The organism is Micromonospora sp. WMMD1120, assembly GCF_029626235.1.
Classification (GTDB): Bacteria; Actinomycetota; Actinomycetes; order Mycobacteriales; family Micromonosporaceae; genus Micromonospora.
Genome location: NZ_JARUBO010000005.1, coordinates 100,885 through 122,736 on the forward strand (window position 1 = coordinate 100,885; position 21,852 = coordinate 122,736).

17 protein-coding genes and 1 pseudogene are annotated in these 21,852 nt (G+C 72.8%); 6 read left to right on the plus strand and 12 right to left on the minus strand.

Annotated elements, in window-relative coordinates; genetic code table 11:
- The first annotated feature begins 84 nt into the window (after positions 1–84).
- The 3 genes from O7634_RS00515 (at position 85) to O7634_RS00525 (ending at position 3,176) form a co-directional block, all read left to right on the plus strand.
- Entirely contained in the window at positions 85–1,551 is a 1,467-nt protein-coding gene (locus O7634_RS00515; protein ID WP_278148209.1) for an MFS transporter, read from the plus strand.
- A 97-nt stretch (positions 1,552–1,648) separates the two neighbouring features.
- Entirely contained in the window at positions 1,649–2,626 is a 978-nt protein-coding gene (locus tag O7634_RS00520; protein ID WP_278148210.1) for an SEC-C metal-binding domain-containing protein, read from the plus strand.
- Between the two features lie 139 nt (positions 2,627–2,765).
- Positions 2,766–3,176 (plus strand): hypothetical protein, encoded by a 411-nt coding sequence (locus O7634_RS00525; RefSeq protein ID WP_278148211.1) that lies wholly within the window; start codon positions 2,766–2,768, stop codon positions 3,174–3,176.
- 154 nt (positions 3,177–3,330) lie between these two features.
- Here the strand turns inward: O7634_RS00525 and O7634_RS00530 are convergent, their stop codons facing one another.
- The 4 genes and pseudogenes from O7634_RS00530 to O7634_RS00545 form a co-directional block, all read right to left on the minus strand.
- Positions 3,331–3,798 (minus strand): hypothetical protein, encoded by a 468-nt coding sequence (locus O7634_RS00530; RefSeq protein WP_278148212.1) that lies wholly within the window; start codon positions 3,796–3,798, stop codon positions 3,331–3,333.
- Positions 3,795–4,097 carry a hypothetical protein gene (locus O7634_RS00535; RefSeq protein WP_278148213.1) on the minus strand — a complete coding sequence of 101 codons (303 nt, stop codon included), beginning with the start codon at positions 4,095–4,097 and terminating at the stop codon, positions 3,795–3,797. Before O7634_RS00535 ends, O7634_RS00530 begins: the two co-directional genes overlap by 4 nt.
- A 171-nt stretch (positions 4,098–4,268) precedes the next feature.
- Entirely contained in the window at positions 4,269–4,532 is a 264-nt protein-coding gene (locus O7634_RS00540; RefSeq protein ID WP_030489032.1) for a DUF6244 family protein, read from the minus strand.
- Positions 4,533–4,805: 273 nt separating this feature from the next.
- Positions 4,806–4,946 (minus strand): annotated as a pseudogene (locus O7634_RS00545) (GntR family transcriptional regulator); the annotation flags it as partial.
- 257 nt (positions 4,947–5,203) lie between these two features.
- On the opposite strand from O7634_RS00545, the gene O7634_RS00550 reads away from it, so the two are divergent.
- Both O7634_RS00550 and O7634_RS00555 read left to right on the plus strand, forming a co-directional pair.
- Positions 5,204–5,482 (plus strand): hypothetical protein, encoded by a 279-nt coding sequence (locus O7634_RS00550; RefSeq protein ID WP_278154135.1) that lies wholly within the window; start codon positions 5,204–5,206, stop codon positions 5,480–5,482.
- Positions 5,391–5,753 (plus strand): hypothetical protein, encoded by a 363-nt coding sequence (locus O7634_RS00555; protein WP_278148214.1) that lies wholly within the window; start codon positions 5,391–5,393, stop codon positions 5,751–5,753. The genes O7634_RS00550 and O7634_RS00555 overlap by 92 nt, the downstream gene beginning before the upstream one ends.
- A gap of 39 nt (positions 5,754–5,792) precedes the next feature.
- On the opposite strand, the gene O7634_RS00560 is transcribed toward O7634_RS00555, so the two are convergent.
- The 6 genes from O7634_RS00560 to O7634_RS00585 form a co-directional block, all read right to left on the minus strand.
- Complete coding sequence (locus O7634_RS00560) at positions 5,793–6,026, minus strand: hypothetical protein (RefSeq protein WP_278148215.1); 234 nt, start codon at positions 6,024–6,026, stop codon at positions 5,793–5,795.
- A 95-nt stretch (positions 6,027–6,121) separates the two neighbouring features.
- Complete coding sequence (locus tag O7634_RS00565) at positions 6,122–6,958, minus strand: hypothetical protein (protein ID WP_278148216.1); 837 nt, start codon at positions 6,956–6,958, stop codon at positions 6,122–6,124.
- 2 nt (positions 6,959–6,960) lie between these two features.
- The gene (locus O7634_RS00570) at positions 6,961–9,492 is read right to left on the minus strand and encodes an FtsK/SpoIIIE domain-containing protein (RefSeq protein WP_278148217.1); all 2,532 of its coding nucleotides are present in this window, start codon (positions 9,490–9,492) and stop codon (positions 6,961–6,963) included.
- Positions 9,493–9,590: 98 nt separating this feature from the next.
- Complete coding sequence (locus O7634_RS00575) at positions 9,591–10,775, minus strand: hypothetical protein (protein ID WP_278148218.1); 1,185 nt, start codon at positions 10,773–10,775, stop codon at positions 9,591–9,593.
- A 214-nt stretch (positions 10,776–10,989) separates the two neighbouring features.
- Positions 10,990–12,168 carry an IS30 family transposase gene (locus O7634_RS00580; protein ID WP_278153813.1) on the minus strand — a complete coding sequence of 393 codons (1,179 nt, stop codon included), beginning with the start codon at positions 12,166–12,168 and terminating at the stop codon, positions 10,990–10,992.
- Positions 12,169–12,394: 226 nt separating this feature from the next.
- The gene (locus O7634_RS00585; RefSeq protein ID WP_278148219.1) at positions 12,395–13,762 is read right to left on the minus strand and encodes a hypothetical protein; all 1,368 of its coding nucleotides are present in this window, start codon (positions 13,760–13,762) and stop codon (positions 12,395–12,397) included.
- A gap of 133 nt (positions 13,763–13,895) precedes the next feature.
- Here O7634_RS00585 and O7634_RS00590 point away from each other — a divergent pair, with 133 nt between their 5' ends.
- A complete protein-coding gene (locus tag O7634_RS00590; RefSeq protein WP_278148220.1) occupies positions 13,896–15,428 on the plus strand; it encodes a M1 family metallopeptidase in 1,533 nt (510 codons plus the stop codon).
- 217 nt (positions 15,429–15,645) lie between these two features.
- Here the strand turns inward: O7634_RS00590 and O7634_RS00595 are convergent, their stop codons facing one another.
- Together O7634_RS00595 and gltB are read right to left on the minus strand one after the other, a co-directional pair.
- The gene (locus O7634_RS00595; RefSeq protein WP_278148221.1) at positions 15,646–17,166 is read right to left on the minus strand and encodes a glutamate synthase subunit beta; all 1,521 of its coding nucleotides are present in this window, start codon (positions 17,164–17,166) and stop codon (positions 15,646–15,648) included.
- Positions 17,159–21,811, minus strand: coding sequence for a glutamate synthase large subunit (gltB, locus tag O7634_RS00600; RefSeq protein ID WP_278153814.1), 4,653 nt, complete (start codon positions 21,809–21,811; stop codon positions 17,159–17,161). The genes O7634_RS00595 and gltB overlap by 8 nt, the downstream gene beginning before the upstream one ends.
- Positions 21,812–21,852 lie beyond the last annotated feature (41 nt).

The window sequence follows — 21,852 nt, forward strand, 5'->3', positions numbered from 1 at the left end:
TCGCCCGGGCCCCCGACAGCCAGCCCGTCCCCTGGACGACGGGTGACACACCTCCTTCCGTACGTAATCAGGGAGTTTTCTCTCGTGACAGTGACCTCCCGACGCGGCTCGCGTCGGCTCACCTTCACCGTGCTCGCGGCCGGCGCCGGGTTCTTCGCGATGCTCCAGTCGCTGATCACCCCGGTGCTGCCGACCATCCAGCAGGACCTGCACACCTCGCAGAACACCGTGACCTGGGTGCTGACCGCCTACCTGCTGAGCGCGTCGATCTTCACGCCGATCCTCGGACGGGTCGGCGACATGGTCGGCAAGGAGCGGATGCTCGTCGTCTCGCTCGCCGCCCTCGCGCTCGGCTGCCTGCTGGCCGCCATCGCGCCGAACATCGGCGTGCTCATCGTCGCCCGGGTCGTGCAGGGCATCGGCGGCGCGGTCTTCCCGCTGTCGTTCGGGATCATCCGGGACGAGTTCCCGGCCGCCCGCGTCTCCTCCGCCGTGGCCGCCATCTCGGCGATCGTCGCCGCCGGCGGCGGCCTGGGCGTCGTGCTGGCCGGCCCGATCGTGGCCGCGCTCGACTACCGGTGGCTGTTCTGGATCCCGATGGTCGTGGTGGGGCTGACCGCCGTCGCCGCCCACCTGTTCATCCCGCAGTCGCCGGTGCGTACGCCCGGCCGGATCGACTGGCGTGCCACGCTGCTGCTCTCCGGCTGGCTGGTCGCGCTGCTGCTGCCGATCAGCCAAGGCGCGGCCTGGGGCTGGACCAGCACCCGGGTGCTCGGCCTGCTCGCCCTCGCCGTGGTGCTCCTGGTCGGCTGGCTCATCGCCGAACTGCGCTCGCGTAACCCGCTCATCGACATGCGGATGATGCGCCTGCCCGGCGTCTGGACCACCAACCTGGTCGCGCTGCTCTACGGCGGCTCGATGTTCTCCGTGTACGCGTTCCTGCCCCAGTTCGTGCAGACCCCGACCGCGGCCGGCTACGGCTTCGGCGCCAGCATCAGCCAGGCTGGTCTGCTCATGCTGCCGATGCTCGTCGCGATGTTCGTCGCCGGCCTGGTCGCCGGCCGGCTCCAGGCGGTGTTCAGCGCCAAGGCGCAGCTCGCCACCGGCGCCGCGTTCAACGTGGCCGCGTCCGCGATGCTCGCCGCCGCCCACGACACCCGCTGGGAGGTCGCCCTCGCCGGTGGTCTGGTCGGCCTCGGCATCGGCCTGGCGTTCGCGTCGATGGCCAACCTGATCGTCGCCAGCGTGCCCGCCAGCCAGACCGGCGTGGCCACCGGCATGAACGCCAACATCCGTACCATCGGCGGTGCGATCGGCGCGGCGGTGGTCAGCGGCGTGATCACCGCGCACCCGCAGGCCAGCGGCCTGCCCCGGGAGGCCGGCTTCACGACGGGGTTTCTGGTCCTCACCGCGATCGCCCTGGCCGCCGCGCTCGCGGCCCTCGCCGTCCCGTCCGCCCGGCGGGCGGCGGCCGGTCGCCGGCCGTCCGCCACGGCGATCGTCGAGTCCGAGCTAGCCGGCGAGTTCGCCACCATGCCGGCGACCCGCTGAGAGTTCGTGTCGCGGCCCGGGCGGTTCGCTGCCCGGGCCGCGACGTGCTCCGGAGTACGCTGGCCGCTTCCCGCCCCTCGTTCGTCAGGATGCGCCCATGTCCGAGTTGCTGACCGCCGACCGCATCGACGAGATCGGCGCCACCGGCCCCGGCAGCCCCGACCCGGCGGCACTGGTCACCGAACTGGTCAGCGCCGTCGACGAGGGGCGGGTCGCCGATCCCGCCGACACCGGGTACGCCCTGCTGGTCGCCGCGGACATCCTCCGGCAGGCGGGCGACCTGGCCGACGCCCTCGCCCTGGCCACCCGCGCCATCGCCGAACAGCCCGACGACGACGCGTACGCCCGGGCGGTGCGCGCCGGCCTGCTGCTGCGCCTCGACCGCACCGACGAGGGCCTGGCCGAGCTGACCGCCCTGCGTCCGCTGCTGGAGACCGACCCCGACGCCGCGTACCTGATCGACGAGCTGGCCGGGGCCGGCCACACCGACACGGCGGTCGAGTGGCTCACCGGCGCGCTCGACGTGCTGCTGGAACGCAGCCGCGCCCAGCAGCACGAGTCGGAGGACGCCCAGGACGCGGCGGCCGCCATGATCTACGGCCTCGCCCAGCAGCGGCACGACCTGCGCGAGGACATGGGCCTCCCGCACGACGAGTACGACACCCTCGCCGACCGGCTGCGCGACGCGGCCAGCCACGCCCTCGACGCGCTCGACGACGGCCCGGCGACACTGCTGTTCTGGCCGAAGGCGGAGTTCGACGCGCTGCTGGTGCGCTGGCCGGCCCTCGCCGAGAGCTACCCGACCACCTGGGACGGACACCGCGCCCAGATCGAGCGCGCGTTCGTCGAGACCTCCGGACTGGGCGGCACCGGCCTCGGCGTGGTCGCCGGCAGCGTCGACGGTCTGGCGGCCTTCGCCGGCACCGAACCCATCGATGAGGAAACCCTCGACGAGTACGCCGACAGCCTCGAGGACACGGGCGTGACGTCGTGGCCGCCGGGCCGCAACGACACCTGCTGGTGCGGCTCGGGCACCAAGTACAAGAAGTGCTGCCTGCCGCGCTCGCGCGCCTGATGGCGCTCCCGGGTGGGTGCCGGGCTTCGAGGCTGGAGCTTCGGGGCCTCGGCCCAACACGATCGATTGATGGTGGTGAGCCCCGGTGATGGCTACGGTGACCGTGGGAAACGCACCCACTCCATTGAGGAGGACCGCCGTGCGCCGCGTCGCCACCACCATCGCCCTGCTCAGCCTGTCCCTGTCCGCGCTGCTGGTACCAACTCCAGCGAGCGCGGCCGCCACCGTCGAGGTCACCTCGGCGAAACTGGTCGCACGCGGCGTCGCCGTCGACATCACCATCACCGTGACCTGCGAATCCAGTCAGAACGGCGGCGCAGAATTCAGTCTGCGTCAGCGCGCCGACGACCACGTCGCCTACGGCAGTGGTTGGTCGGCCGTTCACTGCACCGGCGCGCCGCAGGCCGTGACCGGCCGGGTGTACGCGGAGGCCGGAGGCTACGCCTTCAACCGGGGCATAGCGCTCGTCAACGGGGGCATCGAGCTGTGCACCGAGATCGACTGCGACTACTCGACACGCTTCGACGGCGAGATCCGCATCACCCGCTGACCGTCACCGGAGTGCTCGCGGCGACTCCCCCGCGAGCACTCCGGATCGTCAGTCATCCGTCGGCCGAGCCTCAGAATGTTCGTCACCGAATGTGGTGATCCAGGCGGTTACAGCTTCCCGGCGGCGGCTGGTACAACCTGTAGGGACGGGCAGATCACCTGGCTCCACCGGGCTGCGCCGGATCTGTCGGAGCTGCGGTAATCCCCACTGCGATCGCCCGCAGGGCGTCCGGGGTGAACCGCTCCGGATCGAGGAGCACGTCGAGAGCCACACCAGGCTCGACCAGCCAGAACGCCTCGGCGGCACCGATGAGGCCGGGTTCCTCGCCGTGCTGAAACCCCCTCAACGCCCAGTCGGCGGGATCGCGCTCGTGATATTCGGCCAGGAAATCGCGCAATTCGGCGAGGCTGCTCAGGCGATCGCCCCGGAGCACGTGCACCCGCAGATCGACCCGATGACCGTCCTCGACCTGGCGCTCCCACATTCGGGTGGAGAAACTGACCTCCTCCCACTCGGAGGCGAAATCCGACGCGAGGTCGCCGACGTCCGGCGGCAGATGACCGATGCGGAAGCCATCCAACTCGCCGCCGTCCCGGGACGCCGGGTCTATCACGACCGTCATCCGGCCGCCTCGATTGCAGCCTCCACCTTGTCCAGATAGTTGAACCACCACTGCCCCTCAGGCATTGGCTTTGCCGAGAGCAGGCTGCCCGCGACGACGAACGCCAAGACCACAGCGTTCGGGGGTGTGAACCGCTCGGTCAAGGGCTGACCAGCGACAACGGCGTTCATGAAGGAGGCGGCTTCACCCACACTGACGGCTGCCCATGCCTCCATACGGCTGATCTCCTCAGCCAAAGCATTCACCTGCTGCGGAGTGGGCCTCGCACCGTGCAGGTCGATAAGGATGAAGCCCGACACCGCTCTCTCTGCGCGTTGGACTCGGGGCCTCGGCAGCACTCTGATCTCGGAAGGCAGGAGACAGACTGCCAGCGCTGGGCGCGACGGCTGATGCTTCGCTTGGTACTGCCGGTCGCAGGGTGACTCCGGTCGCTGCGGGTGGTTGGTGGGTTGCGCTGCCACCACCCGTGGTCAGTTTCCCAGCGCTCGCACCTTGGCGATCGTCTCCTGGACGTGCTGCTTGGCCGGGTCGCCGCCCTGGGAAGCCTGCGCGAGCGCCTGCCGGTACGAGTCGATCATGCCGACCAGCGGTCCGGCGGCCACGCCCTCCAACGCGCCCGCGACGAGCGCCCGCGCCTCGGCCGCGTCCTGGGCTGCCGCCGCGGTCTTCGCCTTCGCCTCGTCCAGCTTCTGCGACGCCGCCGCCAACCTCGCGATGATCTGTGCCGCGCTCACGCGCACCTCCCCGTGGTCGACCAGAATCTCCACCGCCGCACCGGCGAAGACCACAAGGGAGAGTACGAGATTCGCGCACCGAGCGCGACCGCCGCCTTCCCGATCGTCACCGAGCGAGGCAGGCGTGCAGGTCCGCCGAACCCAGATCTTGGACACTTTCCGTCTTGCGCTAACGGAAACTGTCCAAGATCTCGCGCCACCGACGCGGCGACCCCATCGGGACCAACCGATCGTCGGTCGGGTCGACCAGCGGAGCCCGGGGCCGTCGAACGATCAGCGCTCGGCCACGAACACACCCACGCCGCCGACGCCCTCCACCAAGCCCTCGATCTTGAGGGCGTTGATGGCTTGGCGAACCACGATCGCCGACACGTCGTGCTGACGGCACAACTCCGAAGTCGACGGCAGTTTGTCGCGGCCCGGCGGTTCGCGGCGGCGATCACGCGGTTGGACGTGGTCGTTGCCCGGCTCGCGGTCGGCGGTTGCCGACTCGACCGGTCGGTGGGGGTGTTGACCGGTGAGGCGACCACGACGCCCACCGTCGGGCCGCAGAGCCGGGCGACGGCCGCGGAGATAGCCCTCGGCTGCCGGACGGCGAGCGCCCTGGTGGTCCGGCGGGTCCGACGAAGCGGGCGAGGCAGGTCCACACGGGCACTGATGTGGAGGCGACGATGGTGAGTGATCCGCACGCGGCGCTACGCGGTCTGCTGACGGGACGGATGCGCGGCCACGAGCGGCGGCTGCGCCGGTTTGCCGAGGCGGACTGGCGGCGGTACGCGGACCTGCTCGCCGGGGCACTGCTGGTGGCGGTGCGGCGGCGGTTCGTGGCCGGGCAGGATCGGGGGCCGGTGATCCGGTTTGTGGCCTCGGTCCGGGGAACGCTACGACGCGACCGGGCGCGACGTGGACCCGGCGCTCGCCGAGGCGCTGGTCTGGGCGGCGCTCGGTGAGCGCCCGCCAGCGCCCGACGACGCGGCGGCGTTGGTCGCGCGGACGGTGCTGCTGCTCGGGCTGCTGGAAGACGAGGGTCTGACCGACAGCAAGGTCGACGAGATCCTGGCGGCCGCCGCCCACGCGGTGGACGACTCGGCGCAGGGCGCGGAGTGTCGACAGGTGCACCCGTCGAGACCGATCGCGGGTGAGCGCGAGATCAACACGAGTTCGTGGAAGTCGGGGTATCCCGCTGGCACGGATACCCCGACTTTATTGATACCGAGTTGATCACGCCCGAGGCGGGCCGCCGACGCGGCCGGGCTCGCGCTAGGCGGCCGGCGGGCCGTTCTGCGCCCGGTTGATCAGGTCGCGCAGCGGCTTGGTGCCACTGCCGACCATCACACCGGTCACGATGGCGTCCACCCAGACCGCCACCCCGTTCCAGTCTCCGCCCGCCACGGCGTGCAGCACACAGAACACGCCCGCGCTGGACGCCGCAGTGGCCAGGCCGATTGCGAGGCCCCAGGCGACGATCGTGCGGTTCGCCCTGGCCCGCGCCACTGTGGCGGGATCGACTCGGGTTCCGTAAAGCCGGGCTGTCCCGCCGGCTTGGATGCCCCGATGTCAAGGAAATCGGGTTGATCATGGGAGGGCGCTCAGCGCAGGCCGCGCACCAGCAGCAGGTAGGCGCAGTAGGCCATCGGCACCAGCAGGAAGCAGATCAGGAAACCCAGCGGCAGGTAGCGCGGCGGGGTGCCGGCCACCATCGCGGGCCGGCCCCACCGGCCCAGCACCAGGTAGCCGGCGAAGAACGCCACCGCCGGCAACCCCGCGCAGATCCACGCGCCGAGGGTGAACCCGTCCACCAGACCGACCCCGGAGGCCACCACCAGCATCAGCATGAGCACCCCGGCGGCGGTCCCGCAGGCCGCGTAGACGGCGACCGCCCGGGCCAGCGGCGACCACGTGGGCAGCAGCGCCGGGCGCTGGGCCAGCAGCTCCGCCTGCTGCCCGTGCCGGTCGGCCTCGTCGGCCATCCGCCGGGCCAGCTCCAGCTCCACCGCCGGGTCGATCGCCGCGCGCTGCGCCGGCACCCCCACGCCCGCCGGGCTCACCGCCGTCGGCAGCGCCAACCGCGTCTCCCCCGCCGGCAACGGGGGGTACGCCCCGACATCCGACCGCCCTGGCACGCCGGCTGCGCCGTCGAATGCCCCGTGCACCGGTCCGGGGCTCCCAGCGGCGGAAACACCACCGGCACCGGGAGCCGGGCCGGGGCCGGTGGCGGCCGGTGGGCCGGGTGGGGGCTGGTCGACACCGATGGCGCGGCCGAGCTGGTCGAGGCGTTGCCCCTGAGCGGTCAGCCGCTGCTGGAGATAGTCGACCGCCGCGTTCAGGTCACGGCGGCGCGCGGACTCGGCGGCGGCGTGGTGCTCGCCGGCACGACGCTGCTCGGAGAGCTGTCGGGCCAGCGCCGCGTACTCCTCGAAGGACACCGTCACCGCTCCCCGTCCGGCTCGTGCCCGTCGCCGACGAACGGGACGATCAGCCGGGTGCGCTGGTCGTGCCGGTCGATCAGCAGCGCCCGGTCGGCGCGGGGCGTGTAGGTCAGCTCGTGCGCCCCGAGGTGCAGGGCCAGCTCCGCCCCGGGCACGTTGAGCGCGACCAGGCAGGCGATGTCGTCGCGGTTCTGGGTGCCGCCGAGGTCGTCGGCGAGCCGGCGCAGCCCGCGCCACCAGCCGAGCAGGTGCAGCCCGTGCCCGGGGCCCTGACGCAGCACGGTACGCAGGTCGTCAAGGCCGGAGCGGAACGTGCCCGGGTCGGTGGCCCCGAGGACCGGCGCGGCGGCGTCCATGCCGAAGACCACCAGGTATTCGCGGCCGGCGGGCTCGGCGGCCAGCGCGGCGATCCGTTCGCGCAGCCCGGCCGCGTCGAGTCGTCCGACACGGTGGCCGGCGGCGCGCAGCACGGCTTCGGTGTCGTCGGCGACCGGATCGGCGGCGCCGACCAGGCAGGCCAGCTCGAACCGGGCGTCGCCGGGGGTGTGCTGGCGGGCCAGGCTGAGCGTTGCCGCGCGCAGCACGTCCGCGCCGGCCGGCGCGGTGCCCACCACGGCGAGGTGCCGGCCGGGGGTGGTGTCCATCAGGAACAGCGCCGTGGTGCCGTGCACGTCGACGGTCCGGCCGACCAGCGCCATCGGGCGTCGCCCGCCGGGGCGCAACCCGGCGAAGGTGGTGTCGTCCTCGATCCGCGCGGCTTCGTACCCCCTGAAGACCGCTGGCGCCCGCGAGCCCGGCGGACGGGCCTGCCACAGCTCGTGGCGCAGCGCGGCGAGGTCGGCCGCGGCGGCGTGCGCGTCGGGGAAGCGCAGCACGGTGTCGGCGCCGACCGCGCCGGCGGCGGTGTTGACCACGGCGGAGCCGATCGGAAGGGCCGCGGCGGCGTCGTTGAGCTGGTCGAGCACGCCGCCGCCACCGGGCAGCGCCACCCGCAGCGCGAACTGCCCGAAGATCGCCTCGGCCCGCCCGTAGAGGGCTTCGATGCCGGTCATGCTCTGGCTGGCGAGCACCAGGTGGATGCCGTACGAGCGGCCCTTGCGGGCCAGGTCCTCCAGCAGGTCCACCGACTCCCGGGCCAACGCGTCGTTGCCGGCGAGCAGGACGTGGAACTCGTCGATCACCGCCACGACGCGCGGCAGCGGATTGTCAGGGGGCAGGTCGGCGAGTTTGGTGACGCCGTGCCGTTTGAGCGCGGTGGCCCGGCGCTGCGCCTCGCGACGCAGCTCGCGGAGCACGGCCAGGCCGTACTCGCGGTCGGACTCGATGCCGACGGCACGGGCGTGCGGCAGCCAGGACGGGTCCCGGCCGGTGGGCACGAACTCGCTGAAGCTCACGCCCTCCTTGAAGTCGAGCAGGTAGAGCTGCAACTCGGCGGGCGCGTAGCGGGCGGCCAACCCGTACAGGACGTCGAGGAGGAAGACCGTCTTGCCGGCGCCGGTGCGCCCGCCGACCAGCCAGTGTGGGGTGACGTCGTCGAAGGCGAGCGTCAGCGGGGCGCCGCCGGCCCGGCCGATCACCGTCCGTAGACCGTTGCCGGCGGACTCGGCCCAGCGCCGCTCCGGCAGCAGCTCGCTGAAGGGCAACGCGTCGGCGCGGCGGGTGGCGGTGCCGAGGTGCTCGGCGAGCGCGCGTACCGAGGCGGGCGGCGGGTCACCGTCGAGCCGCACCGGTGCGGCGAGCCCGCTGCCGTCGGCGCTGAACGGTGTGCCGGGCGGGTCGCCGACCTGCGCGTACCCCTGGTGGAGCCGGACCGCCGTGGTGCCGCCCAGCGGTGGCGCGCTCTCGCCCGGCACCCGGGACGGGTGGCCGGCGAGCAGCACGCAGACCGCGGCGGCCGGGCCGGCGTGGGTGAGCGCGGCGAGCCGGGCCAGCTCGCGCGGCGGCGGCGCGGCGGTGGCGACCACCACCAGCAGCTTCCGCGCGGCGGGCTGACCGTGCTGCGCGGCGCGGGCGTGCTGCTCGGCGGCGTCCAGCAGGGCGACCACCTCGGCCTCCCCGGTGGCCGGCGGGTCGAGCACCCCGGCGTCGAGCAGGGGACGCAACGGGCCGAACGTGGCGCCGAGCGCGGCGGTGTCGATGCCGGCGACGCGCACCTGACCGGGTGGCGCGGTGGCGACCAGGCGCAGCACCAGCGCCCGCAGCAGCCCGGCGACCTGCGGGTCCCGGGCGTCGGTGTCCACCGCCAGGTGGTGGCCGCCGCCGAGCGGAACCAGCACCGGGAAGACACCGTCCGCCGTGGACGCCTCGCCGATCCGCACCGGGGTCGGCTCGTCGGTCAGCGGCGTCGCGCCCGGGGCCGGTGTGGCCAGCGCGCCGCCGAGGCGGGCGAGACGGGCCACCAGCTCGTCGACGCCGGTCGGGGCGGCGGCGGTCGGTGCCGAGCCGAGCGCGCCACGGGCGCTGTCCAGGTGTGCCCGGGCCGCCCGGTGGGAGTTGACCGCCTGCCCGTACGCCGACGCGAGCCTGCCCACCCTCTGCCCCCAACGCCTACGGCCGTCTGGTCCCAGGAACCCTAACGGACACCGGTGGCACCCGGACAGTCCTGCGAGGACGTGTCACAGCGGGTCGGTCACGCCGGACCGCAGGCCGCCGGGCCGGTCGCGTCCGCCACTCCACAACGGAACACCTCGACCGGCGCGGTGGCCACGTCGGGCACCTGCTCCACCCGCATCAGCGCCAGCCGCTTGTCGACCGGCTCCCCGGAGTCGGGCGTGAACCGGATCAACCCGGCCACCCCCGGGTAGCCCTGGCCGGCGTTCTGCCGCAGCACCTCGGCGTGCACGGCGACCGGGTTGACCGACTCCGGTTCCCAGCGTTGCCGCGGGTCGGCGTGTTTCAGCCGGGCGGCGAGGCTCTCCACCGCCCGGATGAGCATCATCGCCGCGTCGTAGGCGAGGCTGACCCGCTCACCGACCTGCACTTCGGAGTCGGGTCGGCACCGCGGCGGGTCGAGCAGGTCGTCGGCCTGGACCCAGGACAGGAAGCTGGCCCGCGCGTCGTCGCGCCGGTCCTGGGCTGTCCGCAGCGCGGCGCAGGTGGCCAGGGCCGCCTTGGAGACGTACGTGACGGGCAGGTTGCCGGGCGCGGCGGCGCGCAGACCGGGGTTGGCCATGTAGCGGTTGGCCGAGTCGTCGGCGACGAGGTGCCGGGGCGGGTTGCCGCCGCACTCGCGCAGCGCCCGCAGGAAATCGTCGAACTCGGCCCACCGGCCGGCGTAGAAGAGCAGACCGGCGTAGCCGCACTCGCCGGTCAGCCGCTGCCCGGTGCGCCACTCGTCGAGCCGCGTGATCCGGCTGCCGAACCGCTGCCGCAGCCCGTCGACGAGGGTGCCCACGTAGAGGTCCTCGGTGAGCGAACTGCCCTCCAACGTCGTGTAGTAGACGTGCGCCTCGTCGACCTTGAGCACCTGCGTGGCGTACGCGTCGACCAGCTTCACCTGGTCGGCGTTGGGCGCGGAGATCTGCAGGTAGAGGCGGGAGTTGGCGTCCATCCGGTCGGCGGAGAGGGTGGGCGCCAGCACCGGCAGCCCGACCTGGTTCAGCTCGCGCAGCGCACGGGCGGTGCTGGTCCGGCTCTCCACCAGCCCGACCACCCCCAGCACCGTGGGGTCGTCGTGGGCCAGTTCGGCGAGCATCGCCACGGCCCGGTCGGCGTGCACCATCTGGTGGCCGGCGTTGGCGACCACGATCCGCAGCAACGCGGCGCCGGCGGCGCCGGCCGACTCCTTGAGCAGCGCGTACTGGGCGGTGGCCATGCCCTCCAGCTCCTCCCGCTCGGAGACGTACGACTCCTCGTCCTTGCGGGTCAGGTTGCCGGTGAGGGTGCCCAGGTAGACCAGGGTGAGGAAGGGCCGCCGCCGGTCGCTGCGCTCCCAGACCTCCTCGGCGGCGCGGTTCTGCGCGAAGATCCGCCGCTGGACGGTCCGTAGCCGGTGGCGGATTCTTGGGGTCCTCGCAACACCTGATGGTTTATGTGGTCGTCAGTAGATCACGCAGGCGCTCGGCTGGGGTTCGCCAGCCGAGCGTTTTGCGTGGTCGGCTGTTGAGTCGTTGCGCGACGTGTTCGAGGTCTTCGGGGCTGTGCACGGACAGGTCGGTGCTCTTGGGGAAGTACTGCCGCAGCAGGCCGTTGGTGTTCTCGTTTGATCCGCGTTGCCAGGGTGAGTGCGGGTCGCAGAAGTAGACCGGCACGCCCGTGGCCACGGTGAACTGCTTGTGCGCGGCCATCTCGCAGCCCTGGTCCCAGGTCAGCGAGCCGCGTAGGTGTGCGGGCAGGGTTTGGATCAAGGGCACCAGCACGTCACGGACTTCCTCGGCGGTGTGTCCGCCGGGCAGGTGCCCGAGCAGGACGTAGCGGGTGGAGCGCTCGACCAGAGTCACGATCGCGCTTTCGCTGCGGGGGCCGACGATCAGATCGCCTTCCCAGTGGCCGGGAACCGCCCGGTCCTCGACCTCGGCGGGTCGTTGGGAGATCATCACCATCTCGTCGACGAAGCGGCGGGTGCGCTGCTGCGGACCGCGGTGTGGCTTGCGGCGGGTGCGCCCAGTGCGCAGTGCGACCGCGACCTCGCGGCGCAGCCCGCCACGGGCCTGGACGTAGATCGCCTGGTAGATCGTCTCCGGACTCACCCGCATGCTCTCGTCGTCGGGGAACTCGATGAGCAGAGCGTGACAGATCTGCTCAGGTGACCACTGTTCCCGAAGCTTGTCCGCGACGAACTCGCGCAGCGGACCGTCCTGGGCAAGCTTGGACTCCTTGGGGCGTGACCGGCTCTTCGCCCACGCCCGCTGCGCCCGATGCGGCTGGTAGACACCATCGACTGCACGGGCATCGACCTCGCGTTTGACGGTGGATGCCGGTCGGCCCAGTTCCCGTCCGATCGCGCGTAGTGACCGGCCCTCACGACGCATGTCAGCGATCAATTCCCGCTCACCGACGGTGAGGAACCGAGCGTGCAACTCGGCCTCGACCGCCGCGAGAGACGACGCTGACGTGGCGGCAATGAGGCTGGTCATGCCCGTTGTGTAGTCGATCCTGCGTCCATCGGGGTGCAGGCGCGCGTTGCCGATCTTCCGGATACCACGGTCCCAGTCCCGGGCAGTGCGTTCGTGGACCCCGACCTGCGCCGCAGCGTCGCGCCGTCGCACCCCGCACGCCCGAAGCCGCTCATACTCCACCCGACCCGGATGCCCGCTCGTGCCCGTCTTCCCACGACCACGAACACCGGCCTTGCGCGCCCACCCGAACGCCGTCGCACGGTTCACCCCGACCGCCCGAGCAGCTCCCGAGACGCTGCCGTTCTCCCGGTCCAGCGCCTCGAAGAACTTCACCTTCAAGTCCTCAAAACCCACGATCCCCGCAACTCCCTGGATTTCAGGGTGTTGCGGGGATCGCTAGAACCCGCCGGTCCTGGCCGGGGTCGTTGTTGAACACGTGGGCGGCGCTGTCGCTGTAGCCGACGCACTCGCCGCCGGCGGCGATCTCGACGGAGACCCGGCCACCCGTGAGCGAGGGGTGGCAGCCGGCTCCCCACCGGGCGCCCACCCACAGACCCAGCGCCGCCACCAGCACCAGGCAGAGCGCCGCCGGCAGGAAACGCCGCGACCACCAGGGCGGGTCGGGCGCGGAGAAGGGTCGGACGCCCGCCCGGGACGGCGGGCCGGTGTCGGTGTCGTCCGGACGCAGCGCCACCAGCCAGGCGGCCGGGCGGCGCAGTCGCCGCATCTCCGGCAACGCCTCGGTCCACTCGTCGTACGCCTCCTCGGCCTCGCTCAGCGGATGCGGTTCGGGCAACTCGGGCGGGGCGTGCCCACCGGACGCGACGACGAGCAGCGGGTCGTTGCGGCCGGTCTCGGTGCGGACGTCGCCGAGCAGCCGGACCAGTTCCCCGCCGACGTTGTCGGGGGCGACGTGGTCGAGCAGCAGCGCCGGGTAGGCGGTGCGCCGCCAGTCCGACGGACGCCAGAACCGACGCCGGTACGCCTGGCGCAGATCCTCCAGGAACGCGTGCAGCAGCAGCTTGTTCACCTGGTCGGGTTGCTCCCCGTCGCGCCAACCGGCGGTGAGACGCTCGGCGAAGCCGAGGAACGTCACCGACTGCCGGGGCGCCAGGTACTGCTGGCGCATGAACCAGCGGTAGTGCCGGCCGAGCAGCGGCACCCGACCGGAGACGGCGGCCCGGAAGAGCACCCCGGGCACGGCGCGGCGGACCAGCCAGAGCAGCAACTGCGAGACGATGCTGACGGCGTCACCGCCGGAGGGCGGCGCATCCGGAGCGCGCCGGCCCCGCCGGTCGCGCAGCCGGCGCACCAGGGCCGCGCGGCTGTCGTCGGCGTCGACGCTGACGTTGAGGCTCTGCTGCATCAGCCAGTCGGCGAGGGGGTAGTGCCGGAAACGCAGCCGGGCGGCGCCGAAGGCTTCCAGCGAGAGCTGCCGGTACAGCTCGCGCAGCACCGCCGGCACGTCCCCGGCGCCCGGTGGCACGTCGGCGTCCAGCACCGCGTGCGGCACCCGTCGTCGGGGACCCTGGCCGAGGAACCGGCGCAGCGGCACCATCAGGTCCTGCGGGTCGGCGCGGACCAGCCAGAGCAGCGGCAGCCGGCGCTCACCACGACGGGGGCGACGCAGCAACCGCGCGAGCAGACCGAAGAACTCGAGCCCACCGGCCGGCAGCCGGTCCCGGCTCCCGGGCACCTGTCGCTGGCCGATCAACTCCCGCTTGGACACCTCCGACCGGCGCACGCGTCACCTCCGATGCACACAGTGTGACCTTGCGGTGCAACATACGCCAGGGATCGACCGACGGTGGGCCGGCGATGTTCACGGTTGTCGATTAGGTTGGCGTGGCGAACACCCGATGGAGGGAGTCCACCCCGTGCGACGAGTCCTCACGGCGGCTACCACCGCCCTGACCCTCACCACCGCCGGCACCATGCTCGCCGGCACCCCAGGCCACGCCGCCCCGACCGGCTGGGGCCGTCCCGTCGTGACCGCCGCGCCGCAACCCGGCGCGCCCGGGATCGGCGACAGCTACTACCCCGACTACGGCAACGGCGGCTACGACGTCCAGCACTACGACGTCCGGCTGCGCTACGACCCGGCCACCGATTTGCTCACCGGCACCACCACCATCCTGGCCACCGCCACCGCCGACCTGTCGTCGTTCAACCTGGACTTCCTGCTCGACGTCGAGTCGGTCCGGGTCAACGGCTGGGCGGCGGGCACCAGCACCGCCGGCGTGCACGAGCTGGTGGTCACCCCGGCGCGTACGGTGACCCGGGGCCAGCAGCTCACCATCGTCGTGCGGTACTCGGGCGTCCCCTCGGAGACCCTGGTCGGCGGCTACACCGGCTGGACGCGTACCGACGACGGCGCCCTGGCGGTCGGCGAGCCCGAGTCGGCGTGGTGGTGGTACCCGAGCAACGACCACCCGCTGGACAAGGCCACCTTCGACATCTCCGTGTCGGTGCCCACCGGCGTCGAGGTGATCAGCAACGGCGTGCAGCCCAGGCCGCCGCTGGCCGAGGCGGGCAACCGCACCCGCTGGAGCTGGCGGACCACCTCCCCCACCGCGACCTACCTGGCGTTCCTGGCCATCGGCCAGTACGACATCGTCACCGACACCACCCCGGGCGGCCAGCCGGTGGTCAACGCGTACAGCACCTCCCTGGGTGAGCTCGGGCCGGCCGCGCGGGCCAGCATCGAGCGGACCGCCGAGATCGTCGACTGGTGCGCCGGGATCTTCGGCCCGTACCCGTTCGAGGCGCAGGGCGGCGTGGCCGGGCCGCCGGACGGCATCGCCTTCGCCCTGGAGACGCAGACCCGACCGGTGTACGGGCCGGGCTTCTGGCGACGCGGCGCCAACACCTACGTGGTGACGCACGAGCTGGCCCACCAGTGGTTCGGCGACTCGGTCTCGGTGGCCGACTGGCGGCACATCTGGCTCAACGAGGGCTTCGCCACGTACGCCGAGTGGCTGTGGTCCGAGGAGCAGGGCGAGGGCACCGCGCAGGAGCTGTTCGACTTCTACTACGGCAGCTACCCGGCCGACAGCGGGTTCTGGCAGGTGCTGCCCGGCGACCCGGGCGCCGACCGGATCTTCGACGGCGCCGTCTACGACCGGGGTGCCATGGCCCTGCACCAGCTGCGGCTGGCTGTCGGCGACGACGCGTTCTTCGAGATCCTGCCGGCGTGGGCCAGCGAGCACCGCTACGGCAACGGCACCATCGCGCAGTTCCAGACCCTCGCCGAGCGGATCTCCGGACTGGACCTGGACGAGGTGTTCACCGCCTGGCTGTTCACCGCCGGCCGACCCGACGTGGCCAGCGCCGCCCGCCAGGCGGCCCCGCCGGCCGAGCCGAAGTCCTGGGCGAAGATCCGCGAGTCGCACCACCTGCTGGCGCACTAGAGGCTGCTGTCGGCCGGGGCATCCGCTTCCACCGGGGCGTGGGTGCTTCGGCCGACTGGACCGGGCGGGCAGTGTCCCGTCGCATGCCTGTAGAGCTGCCCCACCCGCGGGGCAGCTCTACAGGCGACATGAGGATGTTGCGACACCTGCCAGCGGCCGCCGAGCGTGGTCCGGCCGGTGGGCGGCGATGCCGCCACACCGACCGGACGCCCTCGGCTCAGCGCGCCGCGAGAGCCTGCGCGCGCGGACCCACCGGGGCCGGCAACGCGCCGACACCGCCCAGATAGGTGTGGATGGCGGCGGCCGCCGCACGCCCCTCGGCGATGGCCCAGACGATCAGCGAGGCGCCCCGGTGCATGTCACCGGCCACGAACACGCCGTCGGCGTCGGTCTGCCAGTCGTCACGGGCGTCGATGGCGCCCCGGGCGTTGCGGACCACCCCGAACTGGGCCAGCAACGGCTGCTGCTCGGTGCCCTCGAAGCCGATGGCCAGCAGCACCAGGTCGGCCGGCAGCTCCCGCTCGGAGCCCGGAACCACCGTCACCACCCGGCGTCCGTCCACCTTCTCGACCGTCACCTCGGCGATCCGTACCGCCCGCACCTGGCCGGTGCCGTCGTCCACGAACTCCTGCACCGCCACCGCGAAGACCCGCTCGCCACCCTCCTCGTGCGCCGGGTAGCTGCGCAGGATCCACGGCCAGGTCGGCCACGGGTCCCGCGCCTCGTCGCGCGTCTGGGGCGGCTGCGGGTAGAGGTCGAGCTGGTGTACGCCGGCGGCGCCCTGCCGGTGCGCGACACCGAGGCAGTCGGCCGCCGTGTCGCCGCCACCGATGATCACGACGTGCTTGCCGGCCGCGTCGATCGGTGTGCCGTCCGGCAGTGCCGCGGTGGCCGGCCGGCCCTCGCCGGGCTGGCCGGTGGCCGCGGCGGCGACCGCGCGGTTCGCCGCGACGAGATGCGCCATCGCCTGGTGTACGCCCCGCAGCGCCCGCCCGGGGGTCTCCGGGGTGTCCCGACCCTGCAACGCGCCGCAGGTCAGGAGCACCGCGTCGTGCTCGGCGCGCAACTGTTCGGCGGTGACGTCCACTCCGACGTCGACGCCGGTGCGGAAGCGCACCCCCTCGGCGGCGAGCTGGGCGAGCCGGGCGTCGATGTGCCGCTTCTCCAACTTGAAATCGGGGATGCCGTACCGGAGCAGGCCGCCGATCGCGTCGTCGCGCTCGTACACCGTCACCGCGTGACCGGCGCGGGCCAGTTGCTGGGCGGCGGCCAGGCCGGCGGGCCCGGACCCGACGACGGCGACCGACCGGCCGGACGGCGCCGGCACCGGGCGGGGCGTGAACCCGCGCGCCGCCGCGGCGTCGGCGATCTCCACCTCGACCTGCTTGATGGTGACCGGCTGGCCGCCGGAGATGCCGAGCACGCACGCCGCCTCGCAGGGCGCCGGGCAGAGCCGGCCGGTGAACTCCGGGAAGTTGTTGGTGGCGTGCAGCGACTCCACAGCGGCGTCCCAGTTGCCGGTGCGGACCAGGTCGTTCCAGTCCGGGATGCGGTTGCCCAGCGGGCAGCCGTCGTGGCAGAACGGGATGCCGCAGTCCATGCACCGGGTGGCCTGCTCGCGGATCAACTCCTCGCCGGCCGGCGGGTACACCTCCCGCCAGTCGCTGATCCGCACCGGCACCGGGCGGCGGGCCGGCAGCCGCCGGTCGTAGCGCAGGAAACCGTTCGGGTCAGGCACGTGCCACCTCCTGGGCCGCCACCCGCGGGGCGGGCGGCACCGGCGCGACCGGCGCGCTCAGCGCGCCCATGACCGCGTCGTCGACGTCGCGGCCGGCGGCTTCGGCGGCCCGCATGATCTCCAGCACCCGGCGGTAGTCGCGGGGGACCACCGCGGTGAACTCGGTGACCGCCTCCGGCCACCGCTTGAGCAACTCCTCGGCGACCGCCGAGCCGGTCTCGGCCACGTGCCGTTGGACCAGCTCGTGCAGCAGCGCCTGCTCCTGCTCGCCGAGCGGCGTCAGGTCGACGAGCTCCGCGTTGACCCGGTCGCGGTCCAGCCGGTGCACGAACGCCGTGCCGCCGGACATGCCCGCCGCGAAGTTGCGGCCGGTCGCGCCGAGCACCACCACGGTGCCGCCGGTCATGTACTCGCAGCCGTGGTCACCGACACCCTCGACGACGGCGACGGCGCCGGAGTTGCGCACCGCGAACCGCTCCCCCACCCGACCGCGCAGGAAGACCTCGCCGGCCGTGGCCCCGTACAGGATGGTGTTGCCGGCGATGATCTGGTCCTCGGCCCGCCGGCCCGGCTCGGCGTCCGGGTCGAGGAACGGCGCGGCGGCGTCCGGGCGGACGACGAGCCGCCCACCGGAGAGGCCCTTGCCCACGTAGTCGTTGGCGTCGCCGTGCAGACGCAGCGTCACCCCACGCGGCAGGAACGCGCCGAACGACTGCCCGGCCGTGCCGCGCAGCACGAACTCGATGGTGTCCTCGGGCAGGCCGGCGCCGCCGAAGCGGCGGGTCACCTCCCCACCGAGCATCGCGCCGACGCTGCGGTGCTCGTTGCGCACCGCCACCTCGACCCGCACCGGCGACCCGTCGGTCAGGGCCGGACCGGCCAGCGCGATCAGCTCGTTGTCCAGAGCCTGCTCCAGGCCGTGGTCCTGGGCGCGGACACCACGACGGGCGGCGTCGGCGGGCACCTCCGGCAGGTGCAGGACGGGTGACAGGTCCAGCCCGTGCGCCTTCCAGTGCGAGACCGCCGGGGCCACGTCGAGCAGCTCGGACTGCCCGATCGCCTCCTCGATCGACCGGAAGCCCAGGTCGGCCAGGTAGCCCCGGACCTCCTCGGCGAGGAAGAGGAAGAAGTTCTCCACGAACTCCGGCTTGCCGGTGAACCGCTCCCGCAGCACCGGGTTCTGGGTGGCGATGCCGACCGGGCAGGTGTCCAGGTGACAGACGCGCATCATCACGCAGCCCTCGACGATCAGCGGAGCGGTGGCGAAGCCGAACTCCTCCGCGCCGAGCAGCGCCGCGATCAGCACGTCCCGGCCGGTCTTGAGCTGGCCGTCGACCTGCACGGTGACCCGGTCGCGCAGCTTGTTGAGCAGCAACGTCTGCTGCGCCTCGGCCAGCCCCAGCTCCCACGGCGTGCCGGCGTGCTTCAGCGAGTTCATCGGGGACGCGCCGGTGCCGCCGTCGTGCCCGGAGATCAGGATGACGTCCGCCTTGAGCTTCGCCACGCCGGCGGCGACGGTGCCGACGCCGACCTCGCTGACCAGCTTGACGTGCACCCGGGCGGCCGGATTGACGCACTTGAGGTCGTGCACCAACTGGGCGAGGTCCTCGATGGAGTAGATGTCGTGGTGCGGTGGCGGGGAGATCAGACCCACGCCGGGGGTGGCGTGGCGGGTACGGGCGACCCACGGCCAGACCTTGTTGCCGGGCAGTTGACCGCCCTCGCCCGGCTTGGCGCCCTGGGCCATCTTGATCTGGAGGTCGTCGGCGTTGACGAGGTATTCGCTCGTCACCCCGAACCGACCGCTGGCGATCTGCTTGACCGCCGAGCGGCGGACCGGGTCGTGCAGCCGCTCGACGTCCTCGCCGCCCTCACCGGTGTTGGACTTGCCGCCGAGCCGGTTCATCGCGATGGCGAGCGTCTCGTGCGCCTCCGCGGAGATCGAGCCGTACGACATCGCCCCGGTGGCGAACCGCTTGACGATCTCGGTGGCCGGCTCGACCTCCTCGATCGGCACCGCCGGCCGGACCCCGGTGCGCAGGGTGAACAGCCCGCGCAGCGAGCCGGCCTGCGCGGCGAGCGCGTCGACCTTCGCCGTGTACTGCCGGAAGACGTCGTACTGGCGGCTGCGGGTGGCGTGTTGCAGCAGGAAGACCGTCTCCGGGTTGAACAGGTGCAGCTCGCCCTCGCGCCGCCACTGGTACTCGCCGCCGACCTCCAGCCGGTTGGAGGTGGCGGTGCCGGCCGGTGGCCAGGCCAACGCGTGCCGGGCGGCCACCTCGGCGTGCACACCGGCAAGCCCCACCCCGCCGATCCGGCTGGGCGTGCCCCGGAAATACCGTTCGACCAGGCGGGTCTCCAGACCGACAGCCTCGAAGACCTGCGCCCCGCAGTACGACGAGACGGTCGAGATGCCCATCTTCGACATGACCTTCAGGACGCCCTTGCCGAGCGCCTTGGCGTAGTTGCGCACCGCGGCGGCCGGTTCCACCCCGGCCAACCTGCCGGTGTGGATCATGTCTTCCACCGACTCGAACGCCAGGTACGGGTTCACCGCCGCGGCGCCGTAGCCGATCAGCACCGCCGCGTGGTGCACCTCCCGGCAGTCGCCGGACTCCACGACCAGCGCCGCCTGCGTCCGGGTCTGCTCACGGACCAGGTGCTGGTGCACGGCGGCGGTGAGCAGCAGGGACGGGATCGGCGCCAGGTCGGCGTTGGAGTCCCGGTCGGAGAGCACCAGGATGCGGACGCCGTCCTCGATCGCCTCGGACACGTGCCGGCAGATCTCGGTCAGCCGGGCCTTGATCCCGGCGGCGCCCTCGCGGATGCGGTACAGCCCGGACACCCGGACCGCCTTGAAGCCGGGCAGGTCGCCGTCCTCGTCGATGGAGAGGATCTTGGCCAGCTCGTCGTTGTCGAGGATCGGGTGCGGAAGCACGATCTGCCGGCAGCTCGCCGCGCCCGGGTCGAGCAGGTTGCCCTCCGGCCCGATGGTGGACGCCAGGCTGGTCACCAACTCCTCGCGGATGGCGTCCAGCGGCGGGTTCGTCACCTGGGCGAAGAGCTGGTGGAAGTAGTCGTAGAGCAGCCGAGGCCGGGTGGACAGCGGCGCGATCGGGGTGTCCGTGCCCATCGAACCGAGCGGCTCGGCGCCGGTGCGGGCCATCGGCCCGAGCAGGATCTTCAGCTCCTCCTCGGTGTAGCCGAAGGTCTGCTGCCGGCGGCGCACCGAGTCGTGGGTGTAGACGATGTGTTCGCGGGCCGGCAGGTCGTCCAGCTCGATCAGACCGGCGTGCAGCCACTCCGCGTACGGCTGGGCGGCGGCCAGCTCGGACTTGATCTCCTCGTCGTGCACGATCCGACCCGCGACGGTGTCGACCAGGAACATCCGACCCGGCTGGAGGCGCCCCTTCGCCACCACGTGGGCCGGGTCGAGATCCAGCACGCCCGCCTCGGAGCCGAGCACCACGAGCCCGTCGTCGGTCTGCCACCAGCGCCCCGGGCGCAGCCCGTTGCGGTCCAGCACCGCGCCGACGATCTCGCCGTCGGTGAAGGCCACCGACGCCGGCCCGTCCCACGGCTCCATCAGGCTCGCGTGGAAGCGGTAGAAGGCCCGCTTGCCCGGCTCCATGCCGGGGTCGTTCTCCCACGCCTCGGGGATCATCATCAGCACCGCGTGCGGCAGGCTGCGGCCGGCCAGGTGCAGCAGCTCCAGCACCTCGTCGAAGTTCGCCGAGTCGGAGGCGCCGGGCGTGCAGACCGGGAAGACCCGCCGGATGTTGCCGGGCAGGTTCGGCGAGCGCAACAACGCCTCGCGCGCCTGCATCCAGTTCCGGTTGCCCCGGATCGTGTTGATCTCGCCGTTGTGGGCGATGAACCGGTACGGGTGCGCCAGCGGCCAGGACGGGAACGTGTTCGTGGAGAAGCGGGAGTGCACCAGCGCGATGGCGCTGTCCACCCGCTCGTCGCGCAGGTCCGGGTAGTAGGCCGGCAACTGGTCGGGCGTCAGCATGCCCTTGTAGACCATGGTGCGGCTGGACAGCGACGGGAAGTACGCCGGGACGCCCCGCTCGGCGGTCTCCCGCTCGGCCTGCTTACGCAGGCAGAACGCCACCCGGTCCAGTTCGATGCCGCGCAGCGGGGAGCCGGCCGGCCCGTCGGGCGTGTCGGTGAGCCGGCGCGCGGCGAGGAAGAGCTGACGGACCCGGGGCATCGCCGCCAGGGCGGTCTCCCCCAGGTCGCTCGGGTCGGTCGGCACCTCCCGCCACCCGAGCAGGTCGGCGCCCTCGACCAACGCGTACTTCTCGACCACCTGGCGGGCGCGCGCCTCGGCCGTGTCGTCGTCCGGGAGGAAGACCAGGCCGGTGGCGTACTCGCCGGCCGGGGGGAGCGGCACGTCGGCGACCGCGCGCAGGAACGCGTCAGGCACCTGGATCATGATGCCCGCGCCATCGCCGGTGTTCGGCTCCGCGCCGCGGGCGCCCCGGTGGTCCAGTCGACAGAGCGCGCCCAGCCCGTTGGCGACGACCCCGTGCGAGCGCCGGCCGTGCAGGTCCGCCACGAAGGCCACCCCACAGGCGTCGTGCTCCTGCGCCGGGTCGTAGAGGCCCTGGGCGGACGGGCGGGAATCAGGCGTGGGGGACACCTGCGGGCTGCGCGGGGACGGCTGGTTCTTGTCCGGGTACG